The sequence below is a fragment of the Streptomyces sp. SS8 genome, from assembly GCF_054072955.1.
On sequence record NZ_JBSVCZ010000030.1, the window covers coordinates 23,234 to 39,785 of the forward strand.

At 74.7% G+C, this 16,552-nt stretch carries 14 protein-coding genes; 8 read left to right on the forward strand and 6 right to left on the reverse strand.

The features are described from left to right. Positions 1-9 precede the first annotated feature (9 nt). On the reverse strand, positions 10-1,374 hold the full coding sequence (locus tag ACW69E_RS24050; RefSeq protein ID WP_457500373.1) for a rhodanese-like domain-containing protein: 1,365 nt from the start codon (positions 1,372-1,374) through the stop codon (positions 10-12). Between the two features lie 185 nt (positions 1,375-1,559). On the opposite strand from ACW69E_RS24050, the gene ACW69E_RS24055 reads away from it, so the two are divergent. Beyond that, positions 1,560-1,955, forward strand: a complete 396-nt coding sequence (locus tag ACW69E_RS24055; RefSeq protein ID WP_457500374.1) for a DUF302 domain-containing protein — start codon at positions 1,560-1,562, stop codon at positions 1,953-1,955. A 2-nt stretch (positions 1,956-1,957) separates the two neighbouring features. Here the strand turns inward: ACW69E_RS24055 and ACW69E_RS24060 are convergent, their stop codons facing one another. Continuing rightward, positions 1,958-3,181: a lactonase family protein gene (locus tag ACW69E_RS24060; RefSeq protein ID WP_457500375.1), complete on the reverse strand. Its 1,224-nt coding sequence runs from the start codon at positions 3,179-3,181 to the stop codon at positions 1,958-1,960. A 141-nt stretch (positions 3,182-3,322) separates the two neighbouring features. Between ACW69E_RS24060 and ACW69E_RS24065 the strand changes: the two genes are divergently transcribed. The 3 genes from ACW69E_RS24065 (at position 3,323) to ACW69E_RS24075 (ending at position 5,722) form a co-directional block, all read left to right on the forward strand. Continuing rightward, positions 3,323-3,991, forward strand: coding sequence for a hypothetical protein (locus ACW69E_RS24065; protein ID WP_457500376.1), 669 nt, complete (start codon positions 3,323-3,325; stop codon positions 3,989-3,991). Positions 3,992-4,141: 150 nt separating this feature from the next. Further along, complete coding sequence (locus ACW69E_RS24070) at positions 4,142-5,047, forward strand: hypothetical protein (protein WP_457500377.1); 906 nt, start codon at positions 4,142-4,144, stop codon at positions 5,045-5,047. Positions 5,048-5,092: 45 nt separating this feature from the next. After that, entirely contained in the window at positions 5,093-5,722 is a 630-nt protein-coding gene (locus tag ACW69E_RS24075; RefSeq protein ID WP_457500378.1) for a histidine phosphatase family protein, read from the forward strand. Positions 5,723-6,139: 417 nt separating this feature from the next. On the opposite strand, the gene ACW69E_RS24080 is transcribed toward ACW69E_RS24075, so the two are convergent. Both ACW69E_RS24080 and ACW69E_RS24085 read right to left on the reverse strand, forming a co-directional pair. Further along, entirely contained in the window at positions 6,140-9,325 is a 3,186-nt protein-coding gene (locus ACW69E_RS24080) for a glycoside hydrolase family 3 N-terminal domain-containing protein (RefSeq protein WP_457500379.1), read from the reverse strand. A 276-nt stretch (positions 9,326-9,601) separates the two neighbouring features. Then, positions 9,602-10,603 (reverse strand): Gfo/Idh/MocA family protein, encoded by a 1,002-nt coding sequence (locus ACW69E_RS24085; RefSeq protein WP_457500380.1) that lies wholly within the window; start codon positions 10,601-10,603, stop codon positions 9,602-9,604. Between the two features lie 259 nt (positions 10,604-10,862). On the opposite strand from ACW69E_RS24085, the gene ACW69E_RS24090 reads away from it, so the two are divergent. The 4 genes from ACW69E_RS24090 (at position 10,863) to ACW69E_RS24105 (ending at position 13,558) form a co-directional block, all read left to right on the forward strand. Next, the gene (locus ACW69E_RS24090; RefSeq protein ID WP_457500381.1) at positions 10,863-11,201 is read left to right on the forward strand and encodes a DUF1232 domain-containing protein; all 339 of its coding nucleotides are present in this window, start codon (positions 10,863-10,865) and stop codon (positions 11,199-11,201) included. A gap of 106 nt (positions 11,202-11,307) precedes the next feature. Continuing rightward, positions 11,308-12,063 (forward strand): LamB/YcsF family protein, encoded by a 756-nt coding sequence (locus tag ACW69E_RS24095; protein WP_457500405.1) that lies wholly within the window; start codon positions 11,308-11,310, stop codon positions 12,061-12,063. After that, positions 12,060-12,683, forward strand: coding sequence for a 5-oxoprolinase subunit B family protein (locus tag ACW69E_RS24100; RefSeq protein ID WP_457500382.1), 624 nt, complete (start codon positions 12,060-12,062; stop codon positions 12,681-12,683). The genes ACW69E_RS24095 and ACW69E_RS24100 overlap by 4 nt, the downstream gene beginning before the upstream one ends. Beyond that, positions 12,680-13,558 carry a 5-oxoprolinase subunit C family protein gene (locus ACW69E_RS24105; protein ID WP_457500383.1) on the forward strand — a complete coding sequence of 293 codons (879 nt, stop codon included), beginning with the start codon at positions 12,680-12,682 and terminating at the stop codon, positions 13,556-13,558. The genes ACW69E_RS24100 and ACW69E_RS24105 overlap by 4 nt, the downstream gene beginning before the upstream one ends. Positions 13,559-13,623: 65 nt before the next feature. Here the strand turns inward: ACW69E_RS24105 and ACW69E_RS24110 are convergent, their stop codons facing one another. Both ACW69E_RS24110 and ACW69E_RS24115 read right to left on the reverse strand, forming a co-directional pair. Further along, entirely contained in the window at positions 13,624-13,911 is a 288-nt protein-coding gene (locus tag ACW69E_RS24110; RefSeq protein WP_237878327.1) for a hypothetical protein, read from the reverse strand. Between the two features lie 107 nt (positions 13,912-14,018). Further along, positions 14,019-16,535 (reverse strand): SpoIIE family protein phosphatase, encoded by a 2,517-nt coding sequence (locus ACW69E_RS24115; RefSeq protein ID WP_457500384.1) that lies wholly within the window; start codon positions 16,533-16,535, stop codon positions 14,019-14,021. Positions 16,536-16,552: the final 17 nt, after the last annotated feature.

Consider the following 16,552-nt stretch of genomic DNA (forward strand, 5'->3'; position numbering starts at 1 on the left):
ATGTGGCTCTCAGGTCCGTACGACGGTCAGTCCGGCCTGCTCGGCCGCGTCGAAGGGATCGTCCACGGCGACCACCTCGCGGCCGGCCGCGTCCAGCATTGAGGCGGCGATCGTCGCGCGCATCCCGCTGGCGCAGTGGACCCAGACGGTCCCGCCCGGCACCTCCGCGATGCGCTCGTGGAGCTGGTGGACGGGGATGTGGGCCGACCCCTCGACGTAGCCGTTCGCGCGCTCGGAGTCACGGCGCACGTCGAGCACCACCACCTCCTCGCCGCGCTCGCGGGCGCCGGCCAGCTCGGCGAAGGCCGCCCGGGGGAAGGAGCGCGGCTGCTCGCCGTCGCCGAGCCAGTCGGCAGGGCCGCCGGTGGCGGCCGCGGCGGGCCGGTCGATGCCGACCCTGGCCAGCTCCCGCTGGGCGTCGGCGAGCTGCTCGAAGCTCTCGGCCAGCAGTGTGACCGGCTTGCCCCAGGGGATCAGCCAGGCCAGGTAGGTGGCGAGCTTGCCGTCGGCCTCGAAGTTGTACGCGCCCGCCACATGTCCCTCGGCGAACGCCACACGGCTGCGCAGGTCCACCACCCACTCCCCCGCCGCCAGCCGGGCGGCGATCTCCCCCGCGTCCGCGCGCCGGGGCGGGGTCAGGTCGACCGGCGCCGGTCCGGCGGAGTTCACCGGTCCCATGTGGGCGTAGTACGCGGGGATGTCGTCCAGGCCGGCGAGCAGGTCGGCGACGAACTCGTCGACGTCCTTGACCAGCGCGTCGTTGGACTCGCGCTCCTTGCCGATGGTGGTGGAGTCGCCCTCGGCCTGGGTGGAGGAGCAGAAGCTGCCGAAGCCGTGGGTCGGCATCACGGGCACGTCGTCGTCCAGCTCGTCGGCCAGCCGGCGGGCGGAGGCGTGCTGGGCGCGGGCCAGTTCGCGCGTCATGCGGGGCTCGACCAGGTCCGGCCGCCCGACGGCGCCGATCAGCAGCGAGCCGCCGGTGAAGACGGCGACCGCGCTCCCGTCCTCCTCCAGCACGTAGGAGGTGTGGTGCGGGGTGTGGCCGGGGGTGGCCAGCGCGCGCAGCGTCAGCCCCTCCTCGATCCCGGCGGTGTCGCCGTCGGCCACCGGCGTCCGCGGGTAGGACACACGGGCGCCGGCGGGCACCAGGTACTCGGCGCCCGCCACACGGGCCAGCTCCAGCCCGCCGGTGACGTAGTCGTTGTGCACATGGGTCTCGGCCACGAGGGCGATCCGCACCTCCCGCCGGGCCGCCAGTGCGAGCATCCGGTCGATGTCCCGCGGCGGGTCCACCACGACGGCTGCCGACCGGCCCCCGGCCAGGTAGCCGCGATTGCCCAGCCCCTGGATCTCCACGGTGTCGACGAAGAACACGGTGCTGCTCCTTCCGGATCGCCCTGCCCCGGGGGATACGATCACCACCGTAACACATACCCGGGGGGGTATTTTGGAGGTCGGGGCGCCGCGTGGCCCCTCCCCTGGCGGGTACCCGCCGGGAGGAACGGAAACGGACGCCGCGCACCGGCCCGCGACACCACCGAGCACAGGAGGGTCACGACGTGAGCTACGACCGCACCGTCCGGGTGAGCACCGACTTCGACACCACCGTGGCCGCCGTGCGCGACGCACTGGCCGAGCAGGGCTTCGGCGTCCTCACCGAGATCGATGTCGCCGCGACCCTGAAGAAGAAGCTCGACCAGGACATCGAGGACTACCTGATCCTGGGCGCCTGCAACCCGCAGCTGGCCCACCGGGCACTGGAGAACGACCGCAGTATCGGCCTGCTGCTCCCGTGCAACGTGGTCGTGCGCCGCGACGGCGACCGGACGGTCGTCCAGGCCCTCGACCCCGGCACCATGGTGACCCTCACCGGACTGCCCGCCATGGAGCCCGTCGCCTCCGAGGCCACCCGGCGCCTGGACGCGGCCCTGGCCGCCCTGACCTCCCGGAACTGAAGTTACGCCTGCCGGTGAGGGAGCTCCCGCCCCGCGGGCAGCACGCACACCACCCGGTCGAAGGCGAGCGGTTCCCCGGCCGGCGCGAGGGCACCGCTCACCGGATCCCGGCGCAGGAGCGCGACCGTGCCGGAGTCCTGGTTGGCCGTGTACAGCAGGCGCTGAGCCGTCCCGAGGGCCCCGGAGGCTCCCGGGGCCGGGGCTCCGAAGGCGATGTGCCGGGGCGACCTCCCGCCGCAGGGGTGATGGGAGACCGGACGCGGGCGGATCCCTCCAAACGCGCCCGCGGCGAGGACGGCGACGAGGTCGTGGCCCCGGTTGGAGGCGTACACGAACCGGCCGTCCGCCGAGACCAGTACCTCGGCGGCGGTGGTGCCCGCCGGATCGGCGCCCCGGGGCAGGATCGGCACGGTGGCGACGGGCGTGAGGGTGCCCCGGGCGGGGTCGTACGCGCAGGAGGTGAGTGTGGAGTCCAGCTCGCCCAGTACGTACACGGTGCGCCCGCGGGGGTGGAAGGCCAGGTGACGGGGGCCGGAGCCGGGCGCCATCCGCGTCTCGGCGCCGTCCGTCAGCAGGCCGCGCCGGGCGTCGAAGCGGTGGACGCGGACGGTGTCGGTGCCCAGGTCGGCGGTGAGCAGCCGCTCCCCGGTGGGATCGGGCAGCACCATGTGGGCGTGCGGCCCGTCCTGCCGCTCGGGGTCGGGGCCGGAGCCGGCGTAGCGCACCACCTGGACCAGCTCCCCCGGCGCGCCGTCGGGCCGCAGCTCGACGACACCGACCGTGCCGGAGGTGTAGTCGGCGGTGAACAGATGGCGTCCGCCGGGGTGGAGGGCGAGGTGGCAGGGGTGGGCGCCGCCGCTGGGCGACTGCCCCAGGAAGTCCCGTACGGCGCCGTCCGGGGAGAGCGCGTAGGCCGACACCCGGCCCTTCTCCACCTCGTTGACGGCGTACAGCACACGGCCCGTCGCCGACAGCGCCAGGAAGGAGGGGTCCTCGGCGGGGACCACCGACTCCAGCCGCAGGGCGCCGGTGTCCGGGTCCGCGCTCGCCACCCCGATGCCGTGACCGGGGGTGCCGCCGGTGTAGGCGCCCAGGTAGACCCGTAACCGCCGCCCTTCCCTCCCCCTCGGCCGCGCGGCGGCGTCCGGTGCGTACGCCAGGCCCGCGGCGGCCGCGCCTGCCAGGGCCAGGGCCGTACGCCGTGTCGGGCGGTACTGTCCGTTCATCGGTTCCTCCGGTATGGGATCGATTCCACGAGGCGTCCGTCAAGGATCACCGCCCCTCCCCTCCCGGGGGAAGCCCGCCGGGGGACCGGGACGTCCGCCGGGCGAGTGGCGGGGTGTGGGCGGCGGCGCGATGCTGGAGGCATGAGCGGACACCGGCGGGGAGCCCGCCTGCTCCCCCTCACCATGACCTCCGCGTTCTACGCGTTCTGGCTCCGCCCCCGGCTGCTGACCTGGGGCGCGACCGGGGAGGAGGTCGCGAGCGCCTACCCCGGCGACGACCTCGTCCCCGACGCCACCAGCACCTCCACGATGGCCACCACCCTCCCGGCGCCGCCCGGGGAGGTCTGGGCCTGGCTGGCCCAGATGGGAGGTGACCGCGGCGGCTGGTACAGCTGGGACGGCCTGGACCACTACGGCGAGCCGAGCGCGGACCGCCTCGTGCCCGAATGGCAGGACCTTGCGGAGGGGCAGCGGCTGCTCGCGACGCGCGACGGCCGCGCCTGGTTCACCGTGGCCCTGCTGGAACCGAACCGGACCCTGGTGCTGCGCTCGGATCTGGAGCTGCCGTCCGGCCGCTCCTTCGACATGCCGACCGCGGCCCCGCCCCGGGCGTACATGGACGGCATCTGGGCCTTCCATCTGCGTCCCGCCCCCGAGGGCGGGACGCGCCTGGTGGTCCGCACCCGCGGCCGGAGCCGTCCGCGGGGGATCACCAAGCCGTTCGACCTGCTGATGGGCGAACCGGCGCACTTCATCATGCAGGTGCGCCAGTTCCAGAACCTGCGGTCCCGCGTCGGCGCCGGGGCCTGACGTCCGCCGGGTGCGGGCGGTCCCGCCTCCCGCCCCTCCTCCCTTCAACTCCTTTCCGTGGAGGGCGAGTTGCCGTAGGGTGCCGGACGACCGCATGGGAGCGCTCCCAGCGCGGTTCGGCAGTCCCCGACCACCCGAGGGAGAACTCCCATGCGCTCCTTACCCCGCCCGCCTCGTCCGTCCCGCCGCCCCCGCGCCTCCCGGCGGCTGTCCGGCCTGCTCGGCGCCCTCTCCCTGGCCGCCGTCACCACCCTCGCCGCCACCGGCGGCGCGGCGTCCGTCCCCCACCCCGCCCACGACCGGCCCGGCGACCGCCCGCCGCACCGCGGCTGCGCCCCCTCCCCCGCCCTGCTGTTCTGCGAGGACTTCGAGGACCTGCCGCGCGGCGCGGGCACCAGCATGGACTGGGGCGTGGACACCCGGCACGGCACCCTGACCGTGGAGCGATCCACCGGACGCGACCGGCGCCACCCCGGAAAGCACCGGCCGGGGCAGGTGCTGCGCCTGCGCACCGAGGGCAACGGCCACGCCTTCCTGGAGGTCGACGACTTCGACGCCCCCGGCAACAGCTTCTTCGGCCGGATGCGGGTCCGCGTGGACGCCTTCCCCACCGCCCCGGACTGGGCCCACTTCACCCTGGTCGAGGCCACCGGCCGCGGCGACGGCAGCGTGGTGCGGCCCATCGGCGGCCAGTACGTGCCGACCGTCGGCGGCGGGACGCAACTGTGGGGCGTGGGCTCCGACGGCGGGCCGACGGGCGACTGGACCGACTGGCGCGAGTCCGCTCCGGCCGAGGCCGGGAAATGGACGTGCCTGGAGTGGGAGACGGACGCGGACGACAACCGCGTCTCGGTCTGGATCGACGGCGAGCCCAAGCCGGACCTGACCGTCACCACCACACGCCACGGCGGCAACCCCGTCGACTTCGTCCTCCCCGACGTCGACACCGTCCGCATCGGCTGGCAGCTCTACCAGGGCGACCCCACCCCCGGCTCCTACGACCTGCTCCTGGACGACCTGGCCCTGTCCACCGAGCGCGTGGGCTGCGATCGCTGACGGCACCGCCTCCCCCAGTGGCCACTCCCGGCAGGAGCCAACCCGATGCGCAGCGTCCACGTCATCGTCCACCCGGAGGCGACACACCACGTGGAGAGAGTCGTCGGCGGATGGCACGACTCGTCTCTCACGCCCGCGGGCAGGCGTGCGGCGGCCTCCATCGCACGGGCTCCACGGGCTCGAATTCCCGGGGGAACCGAGGTGGAGGTGGTCTCCTCGGACCTGCTGCGCGCCCGGCAGACGGCCGACCACGTGGCCGGACTGCTGGGCGTAGAAGCGTTGTTGGATCCCAGGTTGCGGGAGAAGTCCTACGGAGAGGCCGAGGGAAGGCCGCAGGAGTGGCTGGACCGGCGCTTCGTCCCGCCACCGGCCGCCGGGGACCGGATGAGGCATCACGAGGGCATACGGGGAGCCGAGACCAGGGCGGAGTGCGCACGGCGCGTCTACGCGGCCATGGACGAGATCCTGCGGCGCCCGTGCGGGCACCAGATCGTCGTGACGCACGGTTTCGCCCTGACGTTCGTCGTGGCGTTCTGGATCGGGATGCCGTTCGAGTCGCTGGGCTCCGTCAGCTTCCGGGCTCCGTCCGGCAGCATCACCGTCCTCCGCGAGGACGACTTCTTCCACAACCGCCAGGTCGTCAGCCTCGGCGACACCGGCCACCTCGGGCTGTGAACGGAACGTCCTTCCACGGTGGGCGTACAGGCCGCCCCGGTCACTCCGGCGCGGCGCGACGGCCGCCCTGCCTCAGACGGCGCAGGCGCGGAGCCAGGCGGCGAGTGCGGTGAAGTCCTCGTCGGCGAGCCCCTGGCCGGGTCGACACGGTGGAGCAGCGCCGGCGCCCGATGCTGCGCGTCGACCCAGAGGCGGTCCACGGCGCCGATCTCGTCGTCGATCCAACGGGATGAGCGGTCCGTCGACGTCGAGGAAGAGGATGGGGCGCTGCGCCGGTCCGGTCACGGCAGCACAGTAGTCCTTCGCCGGTCCTCCACCGCGAGGAGCCGGTTCGGCGGTCCGTCTCCCCGGAAAGCGGCGGTCCGCCGGGCGCCCCGTTGGAGACGGGGCGCCCGGCGGACCGGTTCGGGCGGGCGGTCAGCGGGCCAGGCGGTGGGCCTCGGCCAGGTGACGGACGGCCTTGGCGTAGTCGCCGGAGGCCAGGGCGTGGTCGGCGTCCGCGGTGCGGGACACCGCGCGCTCCGGGGCGCCGTCACCGGCCTTCAGCAGTGCGGCCTGGGCGATGTCCCGGGCCACCGAGGCGAGTTGGTCCGCCTGGAGGTAGGAGTCGGCCTTCGACTTCTCCAGCAGGGCGGCGGCCTTGGAAAGACGCTTCATGACCGCGTCCGCGTTCCGCACCGTGCCGTCGGCCCGGAAGTTGGAGCGCTTCAGGGCGAGGCGGACGTGGACGGCGGCGGTGCGGGAGGCGGCGTCGCGGCGCTCCCGCAGCTCCTCGCGGACGTCCTCCAGCCGGTCGCGGGCGCTGTCGGTGCGCAGGCCCCAGCCGTACGGGTAGAGCGGATCGTAGGAGGCGTCGCCGACGTTGACCGGGACCTGGGCGGCCGAGCGCGGCCAGCTCACCGGCAGGCGGCCGGTGAAGGGCCGCTCGCCGAAGAGGGTGTCGGCCACGCCCGTGCCCTCGGTGCCCGGCAGCCAGGAGGCCACCAATGGGTCGATGTCGCCGAGTTGGCCGGTGATGATCTGCGGGCGGCCGGAGACGAGCAGCACCGCGCACTCCATGGCGCCGCAGACGGTGTCGATCGCCTTCCTGTCGGCCTCGGACAGCTGAAGGTCGTGCCCGTTGCCGACGTCGCCGACACCCTCGGCGTACGGGGTCTCGCCGACCACCACGATGCCCACCCGGTGCCCGTCGGTGGGCGCGGAGGCGTCCTCGCTGAAGGTGACGGAGGCGTCCGGGGCGACCTGGCGGATTCCTTCCAGGATGGTGGTGCCCTCGGTGATGTCGCCGGAGGACCCCTGCCAGGAGATGGTCCAGCCGCCGGCCTGGTTGCCGATGTCGTCGGCGTTGGAGCCGGCGACGTAGAGCTTCTCGTCACCGCTCAGCGGCAGCAGGTTCCCGTCGTTCTTCAGCAGCACCTGGGAGTCGGCGGCGGCCCGGCGGGCCAGCTCCCGGTGGGGGGCGGAGCCGACGGAGTCCAGGTGGGTGCGGTCGGCGTAGGGCTTCTCGAACAGGCCGAGCTGGAACTTCTTGGTGAGGATGCGGGTCACCGCGTCGTCGATCCGCGCCATGGGCACGGCGCCGGAGTCGACCTGCTCGCGCAGGGTGGTGGTGAAGCCCTTGTAGTCGTACGGGACCATGATCATGTCGAGTCCGGCGTTGATCGAGGTCCGCACGTCGGAGGCGTAGTCGCCGGGGATCTGGTCGATGGCCTCCCAGTCGCTGATGACGAATCCGTCGAAGCCGAGGTCGCCCTTGAGGACGTCCGTGATCAGGTCGGCGTGGGCGTGCATCTTGACCGGGCCCTGGTCGTCGCCGATGAAGTCGACGCTGGAGAAGGACGGCATGACGGTGCCCACCCCCTCGTCGACCGCCTCCACGAAGGGGGCGATGTGGACGGTCTCCAGCTCCTCGCGCGTCGTCCTGGTGACGCCCTGGTCGATGGTGTACGTGCCGGTGGTGGAGGAGCCGAACTCGGTACCGCCGTCACCGACGTAGTGCTTGGCGGTGGCCAGCACCCGGTCGGCGTCCTTCAGGTCCCGCCCGTCGGCGCGGCCCTGGTAGCCCTCGACGGCCGTGGCCAGCCGCGTGACCAGCGCCGGGTCCTCGCCGAACGCCTCGTACGCCCGGCCCCAGCGCTCGTCGCGGCTGACGCACAGGCAGGGGCTGAAGTTCCAGGGGACGCCGGTGGCGCGGACCTCCTTGGCGGTGGCGTGGGCGGTGTCCTCGACCAACTCCGGGTCGCGGGCGGCGCCGAGGCCGGTGTTGTGCGGGAAGACGGTGGCGCCGACGACGTTGTTGTGGCCGTGGACGGCGTCGACTCCGTAGATCAGCGGGATCTGCAGCCGGGTCTGCTGCGCCCGCAGCTGGAAGCCGTCGACCATGTCGGCCCAGGCTTCGGGGGTGTTGGGGGCGGGGTTGGAGCCGCCGCCGGACAGCAGCGAGCCCAGTTCGTAGGAGGCGATGTGGTCCTGGGCCTCCAGGGCTCCGCGCTCGGCCTGGGTCATCTGGCCGATCTTCTCGTCGAGCGTCATCCGGGACAGCAGGTCCTTCACCCGCTCCTCCACCGGGAGCCGGGGGTCCTGGTACGGCAGGCCGTGCGCGTCGATGACGACGGTGGGCTGGTCGTCGGGGGCGCGTGCGCCGTCGGCGGAGAGGGTGAGGGGGATGGTCCTGGCGGTGGCGGGCTCCGTGCTGCGCCCGGTGTCGACGGTGAAGGTCTTCGCCGTGCCGGAGGGGGTGCCGGCGGGGAAGGTGAGGGTGCCCTCGACCGGGGTGTAGTCCTCGCCGGGCTCCGCGGTGCCCTCGCCGGTGGCGTAGGTGACGGTGACGGGTTCGGCCAGCGGTACGCCGCCGGTGGTACCCACCGACACCTCCACGGTGGCGGTGCCGCCGTGTTCGACGGTGTAGACGGGCCGGTCGGTGGCGACGCGGGCCCGCACCCCGCCCACGCCGTACAGCTCGACCTGGTCGAACTCCAGGGCGCCGGAGGCGGTGGGCAGGTTGACGGCGTAGCCCCACATCCGGGTCAGGTCCAGTACGCCGTCGTCCGGGGCGCCGGCGGGCTGGTAGTCGGGGCGCCGGACGAAGTCCTCGAAGGGCGTGCGGACCTGCTTCCAGCCGTCGGTGTCGTCGGTGAAGTAGCCGGCCCACAACTCGGCCTGACCGGCGTTCGGGCCGCCGTCCTTGACCTCGAACTGGACGCGCTCCCCGCTGCCGGTTCCCTTGACCCAGAAGGAGAAGCCCTCGTGGCCGCTCCAGTCCTCGGCGCCGGACAGGGCGTGGTCGAAGCCGCCCCAGGCGGTGATGTCGTACTCCACGCGCATGGCGCGGTTGAAGGCGTTGGCTCCCGGGCGGGCCTCGGCGGCGACCTGGCTGAGCCTGGGGGTGTCCTCGGGGGTGCTGCCGTAGGTGCCGATCGGGCCGGGCACCGCGCTGTCGAAGTCGTCCAGGACGCGGTCCTGCGCGGCGGCCGACGCGGCTGGGGTCAGGCCGGAGGCGAGCAGGGCGAGGAGGGCACCGAGGGTCGCGGCGGCCGTTCGCCCGCGCCACCTTCGCCGGCCTCCTTCCCCGGGTCCCGTTCCTGCGTGCGGTGGCTGTCCCATGACGGCTCCCTCGGGGCGGTCGAAGTTTTCAACACTTGGACACACGGAGACACAGGCGCACTGTCATGCGCACGGCGCTGATCCTGTATGCGACCGGATGGACCGTCAATACCCTTGATTCGTAAACCTTTTGGAGGTGGGAGCCCTCCCGGAACCCCTGTCGGCCGAGGAATGAGAGCGCTCTCGGCATCATGGCAGATGAGGGGCCCGCAGGGTGTTCGCGACCGCCCCGCGGGCCCCTTTCACGCCATCGCACACCGGATGCCCGGCGAACGGTCAGCCGTCTCCCGGGTAGCGGACCCCGACGCGCTCGCGGGCGGCGTCCAGCGTCGCCATCACCGCGAGCGTCCCGTCCAGCGGCACCAGCGGGGACTCCGTCTCCTTCTCCCGCAGGCAGCGCATCACCTCGGCCGCCTCGGGCCCGTAGCCGGTGCCGCCCTCGGCCCGCGGCACCCGGACCTCCTCGGCCTCGCGCCCCTCGCGGTGCAGTACGAAGGACTCCGGGGCGAAGAAGCCGTGCGGCAGCTCGATGCGCCCCCCGGTGCCGCTGACTGCCGCCACGGTGGGGCTGGCGGAGGCGATGGAGCAGGAGAGGGTGGCGACGGCTCCGCTGTCGTAGCCCAGCAGGACTCCGGTGGTCTCGTCCACGCCCTCGGGCGTCAGATGGGCCCAGGCGGCTACGGAGGAGGGCTCACCGAGGACGAGATGGGCGAAGGAGACCGGGTAGACGCCCAGGTCCAGCAGGGCGCCGCCGCCCAGCCGGGGATCGCGCAGGCGGTGCGAGGCGTCCTTGGGGGCGACGATGCCGAAGTCGGCGTGGACCGAGCGTACCTCGCCGATCGCGCCGTCGGCGACGAGGTCGAGCATGCGGCGGACCACCGGGTTGCAGTAGGTCCACATGGCCTCCATCAGGAAGACGCCCCTGCGGCGCGCCAGCGCGACCATCTCCCGGGCCTGGGCGAGGTTGAGGGTGAGCGGCTTCTCGCACAGCACCGCCTTGCCCGCCTCCAGGCAGACGGTGGCGGCCTCCAGGTGCGCCGAGTGGGGTGTGGCGACGTAGACCACGTCCACGTCCGGGTCGGCGGCCAGTTCGGCCCAGCTTCCGTAGGCGCGCGGGGCGCCGTGCTCGTCGGCGAAGCGGCGGGCGGACTCGGGCGAGCGCGAGCCCACCGCGAGGAGCTCGCCGCCGGACAGGGCCGCGAGGTCGCGGGCGAAGGCCCCGGCTATGCCGCCGGTGGCGAGTATGCCCCATCTGATCGTGTCGTCGGTGCGCGTCATGTGCTCCCCCGGGTACGGGCCGGATCCGGCGTGGGCGTGTCGGTGATCACACTACGGCGGGCGCGCGGGGCACGGGCGGGCTGTCCGCATGGTGTACGCGGGCCCGGCGGAAAGCGGTACGGCTGCCGCCGGGCGGCCGGGCACCGCCGCCTCCGGACGGGACGCCCCGCGCGTTTCCGCCCCGAGGCGGCGAGCAGAAGAGGGGGAGGACAGCCGTCCGGCCCCGGGCCGCCCGCCGGGCGGCGAGCGAGGAGGTGCGTTGGAGACCCGGCATGTCGTACTGATCGCCTTCGGCGCGGTGCTCGCCGCCGCGACGCTGGCCGCCGCCGCCGTCCTGCTGGTCAGGCTGGTGCGCGCCTACCTGCTCCTGCGCGGCGCGGACATCCCCGTGAGCGCCAGGGCCGCCTTCTGGGGAGCGCTGGTCTACACGGTCTTCCCCGTCGACCTGCTCCCGGACCCGGTGTACCTGGACGACGTCGGCCTGCTGCTGCTCGCCCTCCACCATCTGGGCGCGGTGGCCCGGCGGTACGGGCGGGCCGGCGGGGAGGCAAAGTCCCCGAGGGCTTTGGAGGTTCCGGAGATTCGCCGCCGGGGCTGAGGGAGCCGGCGGACGCGTACACGTCCGTCCCCCGTCGCGGAACTACTCTCGTGGCATGACACAGCGGGACGAGGAGACGGTGGCTCCGGCGGACGGCACGGCCCCGGTGGTCGATCTCAACGCCGATCTGGGCGAGGGCTTCGGGCGGTGGGAGCTCACCCACGACGAGGCGCTGCTCTCGGTCGTCAGCAGCGCCAACATCGCGTGCGGCTTCCACGCCGGCGACCCCTCCACCATGCGCCGGGTGTGCGCGCAGGCGGCCGAGCGTGGGGTGGCGATCGGCGCCCAGGTCGCCTACCGCGACCTCGCGGGTTTCGGGCGGCGGCCGATGGAGGTCCCCGAGGACGAGCTGGCCGACGAGATCGCCTACCAGATCGGCGCCCTGCGGGTGTTCGCCGAGTCCGCCGGGGCGCGGGTGGCGTACGTCAAACCGCACGGCGCGCTCTACAACCGCGCGGTGCACGACCAGGGCCAGGCGCGGGCGGTGGTGTCCGGGGTGCTGCTGGCGGGCGGGGGGCTGCCGGTGCTGGGGCTGCCCGGGTCGCTGCTGCTGGGGGCCGCCGAGGAGGCCGGACTGCCCGCGGTCGCCGAGGCGTTCGCCGACCGCGGCTACACCGCGCTGGGCACGCTGGTGTCCCGGCGGGAGCCGGGGGCGGTGATCCACGAGCCGGACGCCGTGGTCTCCCAGGCGCTGGGCATCGCGCTGCGCGGGAGCGTGTCCACCGGCGACGGCGTGGAGGTGGCCGCCGGCGCCAGGTCGCTGTGCGTGCACGGCGACACCCCGGGCGCCGTCGCGCTCGCCCGGCGGGTGCGGCAGGCCCTCGCGGAGGCCGGGGTGCGCATCGAGGCGTTCGCGCCGTGAGGGTGGGAAGGGTGCTGCCCGTGGGCAGGCGTGCCCTGCTGCTGGAGGTGGGCGGTACCGAGCGGGCCCAGGCCCTCCACGCCGAACTGGTGCGGCTGCGGGAGACCGGGGAGCTGCCCGGGGTGGAGGAGATCGTCCCGGCGGCGGCCACCGTCCTGCTGGACGGGCTGGAGGACCCGGAGGCGGTGGCGCGGTGGCTGCGGGGCAGGGAGTTCCCCGGCGCCGCCCCGGCGGACACCGCCTCGGTGGTGCTGCCGGTGCGCTACGACGGCCCCGATCTGGCCGAGGTGGCGGCGCTGTGGGGGGTCGGCGAGGAGGAGGCGGTCGCGATCCACACGCGCACCGAGTTCCGGGTGGCCTTCTGCGGGTTCGCCCCCGGGTTCGGCTATCTCACCGGGCTTCCCGGGGAGTTGGGCGTGCCCCGCCGCGCCGTCCCCCGCACCTCGGTGCCGCCGGGCTCGGTGGGGCTGGCCGGGACGTACACGGGGGTGTATCCGCGCACCTCGCCCGGCGGCTGGCAGCTGATCGGCCGGACGGACGCGGTGCTGTGGGACGTGTACCGGGAGCCGGCCGCGCTGCTGGCCCCGGGCACCCGGGTGCGGTTCGAGGCGGTGGCATGACGGGCGCGGGTGTGCTGGAGGTCCTGCGGCCGGGTGCGCTGACCACCGTGCAGGATCTGGGCCGGGTGGGCCTGGCCCATCTGGGGGTGCCGCGTTCGGGGGCGCTGGACTCCCCCGCCCACCGGCTGGCCAACCGCCTGGTGGGCAACGCGCCCGGCGCCGCGACGCTGGAGACCACCCTCACCGGGTGCGCGGTGCGCCCGGACCGGGCCGTGGTGGCGGCGGTGACCGGTGCTCCGTGCCCGGTGCGGATCGACGGCCGTCCGGCGCCGTGGGGCGCGGCGGTACGGGTGCCGGGCGGGGCGGTGCTGGAGGTCGGCGCCGCGCGGGCCGGGGTGCGCAGCTATCTGGCCGTGGCCGGCGGCGTCGGCGTCGGACCGGTGCTCGGCAGCCGCTCCACCGATCTGCTGTCCGGGCTCGGCCCGGCGCCGCTGTCGGCGGGGGCGCGGCTGCCGGTGGGTGTGGCGGCGGGGCCCGTGCCCTGGGCGGACGCGGTCGCATCCGCCGCTCCGGGCCCGCCGTCGGGAGAGCTGGTGCTGCCGCTGGTGCCCGGGCCGCGCGAGGACTGGTTCACCCCGGCCGCGCTGCGCGCGCTGGCCCGGGGGGTCTACCGGGTGTCCGCCGAGAGCAACCGCGTCGGGCTGCGGACCGAGGGGCCCGCCCTGGAACGGTCGGTGCGGGGCGAGCTGCCCAGCGAGGGCATGGTGGCGGGCGCGGTGCAGGTGCCGCCGGGCGGTGAGCCGATCGTCTTCCTCGCCGACCATCCGACCACGGGGGGCTATCCGGTGGTCGGCGTGGTGCCGCGGGAGGCGCTGGCGGCGGCGGCGCAGGCGGTGCCGGGGCTGAGGGTGCGCTTCGTCCCGCTGCGGCGCTGAGACCCGGCGCGGGCCGCCCGGGGCGCGGCCGGACGTGCCCGCGCCGGGGCTGCCCGCGCCGGGTCTCAGCTTCCGGGCTTCCGGCCGGAGCCGGAGGCGTCCTCCTCCGCCCGCCGGGCCTTGCCGGAGGCGTCCTCCTCGGCCTCGACGCCCTTGAGCGGCTCGCCCTCGACGGTGCCGCCGCCGGAGAAGCCCTCGGCGGCGCTCGCCGTGCCGGGGACGGTGCGATGCTCCATCCGCGTCTCCCGGCCGGAGTGGGCTCCGGGGCCCCGGTCGGCCGGGTCGGTGCGGCGCCCGGCCCCGTGGCCGTGCTCGCCCTCGCCCTGCTCCTGGTGCCTGTTCGTCTCGCCCATGGCCCTCGTCCTCACCGTGTGTCGCGTTCGGGTGCACGGCGCAGGTACCCGGTGCGAGGGAGCGGAAACGGCCGGGTGTCGGGGCCTGGAGTGTCCGGAGGGCCTGGTCAGCGCATCCGGACGCCGACGACGCAGGTGTCGTCGTCGGTGTCGGAGTTGCTGTAGGTCAGCAGACGGTCGAGCTGCTTGTCCAGGGTGGCGCCGAAGTCCCGGGCGAGGGCCATGAGCTGGTCCAGGGACTCCTGCAGGGAGCGGTCCCGGCGCTCGATGAGGCCGTCGGTGTACATCAGCAGCATGTCGCCGGTCTCCAGCACCAGCTTCTCCTCCTCGTACCCGGCCTCCGCGATGGCGCCGAGCAGGAGTCCGCCGACCAGCGGCAGCGCGGCGGCCTCCCCCCGGCGCACCAGGACCGGCGGCGGGTGGCCGGCCCGGGCCCAGCGCAGTGTCCGGGTGTCCGGGTCGTAGAGGCCGCAGACGGCGGTGGCGGTGACGTTCTCGGTGAGGTGGTGGGCGACGGTGTTGAGCCAGGCCAGTATCTGCGCGGGCCCGGCTCCGGTGGTGGCCAGACCGCGCAGTGCGTTGCGCAGGACGACCATGCCGGTGGCCGCCTCGATGCCGTGGCCGGCCACGTCGCCGACGGAGAGCAGCACCTGACCGGACGGCAGGACTACGGCGTCGTACCAGTCACCGCCGACCAGGTGGTCCTTCTCGGCGGGGCGGTAGCGCACCGCGATGTCCAGCCCTCCGGCGTCGATGGGGCCCCGGGTGGGCGGCATGATGGCGCGCTGGAGCTGCAGCGTCATGCGGTTGCGTTCGGCGGCCTGCTGCTCGGTCTGGGCCAGCTGGTCGCGGGTGGCGCCCAGCGCCACCTCCGTCCAGTGCTGTGCGGAGACGTCCTGGTAGGCGCCGCGCACCGCGACCAGGCGACCCTCCTCGTCGAGGGCCGGTTCGGCGACCACGCGGATGTGGCGCACGATCCCGTCGGTCCGCTGGAGACGGAAGGCCGTGGAGGCGGGGCGGCGGTGGTGCAGCAGGGTGCGCAGGAAGCGCCCGATGGCGGCCTCGTCGTCCGCGTGGGTGTGGGCGGGAAGCTGCTCCAGGGGGATCGGCGCGGCGGTGGGCGGCAGTCCGTGAAGGGTGAACAGCTGGCTGTTCCAGACGATCTCGCCGGTGACCAGGTTCTCCTCGAAGCCACCGATGCGGCCCAGGCGCTGGGCGTGCTGGAGCACGCTCGCCAGTCGTGCCGCCTCGTCCTGGACGCGCCAGATGAGCAGGACGTTCTCACCGTGGCGGCTGATGCTGACGGCCGCCTCCACCGTCAGCGGCACCTGGCCGACCAGGGCGCGCAGCACCATCCGTTCGGCGCGGAACGGCTCGCCGGTGGCGTGGACGTGCTCGATCTTCTCGTACAGGCCGCTCTCGCCCACCGCCATCGGGTAGGCCTCCAGCAGCAGCGATCCGGCGACGGCGCCGCGCGGGCGGCCGACCGGATCGACGAAGTGGGCGCTGACGTGGTGGATGCGGAAGTCGGTGAGCCGGCCCTCGGCGTCCGGCTGGGGCACCAGTACCAGGGCCGGGTCCAGCAGGCCGTCGGCGAAGTCCACCAGTTCCGAGGCGCCCGGGTTCCGTGCCTGGAGGACCTCCCCCTCGTTCCCCGCGCGGCTGTCCAGGGTGTGGGCGCACAGCTCGGCCAGGGCCTCGATCTGCCGCTGGACCTGCGGGGGCTGCGGTTCCAGCGGGCCGGGCCAGCAGATCTCCAGAACGCCCAGGATGCGGCCGCCGTTGTCGGCGGGGACCGTGACCCGGCACCCCTCGGGCGCCTGCCCGCGGCCCAGGGTGGGCAGCCCGGACTCGGCGGGAGAGGCGAACCACACGGGGCGGCGCTCGGTGAGGGCCCGGCGGGCGAGGGTGGCCACCCCCGGCGGTACGTAGTGCCACCGCGCGGCCTCCTCGGCCGCGTAGCCCGCGAAGCCGGCCAGGGTCAGGGAGGTGTCGGTGCCCGCGGCCCAGATGGCCACGGCCACGGCGCCCAGGGGGGTCAGCGCGTGTTCCAGCAGGGATTCGGCGACCGCCTGGGTGTCGTCGGCGGCCAGTGCGCCGCTCTCCGCGGTGCGCAGCCGCACCGACAGCGAGGGGGTCTCCCCGCCGTCCTCGCCCCGGCCGCCCCCCGGGCCTGTGTCGTCCTCTCCCGCCCTGGCCAGGAACTCGCGGGCGGCCTCGGTGACCCGGTCGTGGGCGGCCTGGTCGATGAGGTCGGCGGCCAGCTCCAGCCGGGAGAGGCCGGCCTGGTCGGCGAGGGTGTCCAGCTGCCTGGCGGCCTGCGCCGGGCCGCAGCCCAGCCGCTCGACCAGGATGCCCTTGGCCATCTCGATCAGGGCGCGGCCCTCGGCCGCCGCATGGGCCTCGCGCACCTCGCGGCGCAGCCGCTCGACGGTGGCGGCCAGCCTGCCGACCCGGGCGTCCGCGCCGTCGCGCGGCGGGGCCCCGCCGTACTCCCCGCGCTCGTACACCCTGCCCTCGTACGGCCGCCGTACGGACGGCACCGGGGCCGCCGCGTCCCGCGCCGGGGCAGCGCTGGGCGGTCCGTCCTGGGGGACGGACTCGTCCGGCCGCTGGGTCTGCACTGCGCTGCTCCTCGGGG

Bases quoted from the DNA above. Each gene is read 5' to 3' on its own strand.
- ACW69E_RS24060 (WP_457500375.1), bottom strand. From the start codon at position 3,181: ATGAACGGACAGTACCGCCCGACACGGCGTACGGCCCTGGCCCTGGCA.
- ACW69E_RS24065 (WP_457500376.1), top strand. From the start codon at position 3,323: ATGAGCGGACACCGGCGGGGAGCCCGCCTGCTCCCCCTCACCATGACC.
- ACW69E_RS24070 (WP_457500377.1), top strand. From the start codon at position 4,142: ATGCGCTCCTTACCCCGCCCGCCTCGTCCGTCCCGCCGCCCCCGCGCC.
- ACW69E_RS24075 (WP_457500378.1), top strand. From the start codon at position 5,093: ATGCGCAGCGTCCACGTCATCGTCCACCCGGAGGCGACACACCACGTG.
- ACW69E_RS24080 (WP_457500379.1), bottom strand. From the start codon at position 9,325: ATGGGACAGCCACCGCACGCAGGAACGGGACCCGGGGAAGGAGGCCGG.
- ACW69E_RS24085 (WP_457500380.1), bottom strand. From the start codon at position 10,603: ATGACGCGCACCGACGACACGATCAGATGGGGCATACTCGCCACCGGC.
- ACW69E_RS24105 (WP_457500383.1), top strand. From the start codon at position 12,680: ATGACGGGCGCGGGTGTGCTGGAGGTCCTGCGGCCGGGTGCGCTGACC.
- ACW69E_RS24110 (WP_237878327.1), bottom strand. From the start codon at position 13,911: ATGGGCGAGACGAACAGGCACCAGGAGCAGGGCGAGGGCGAGCACGGC.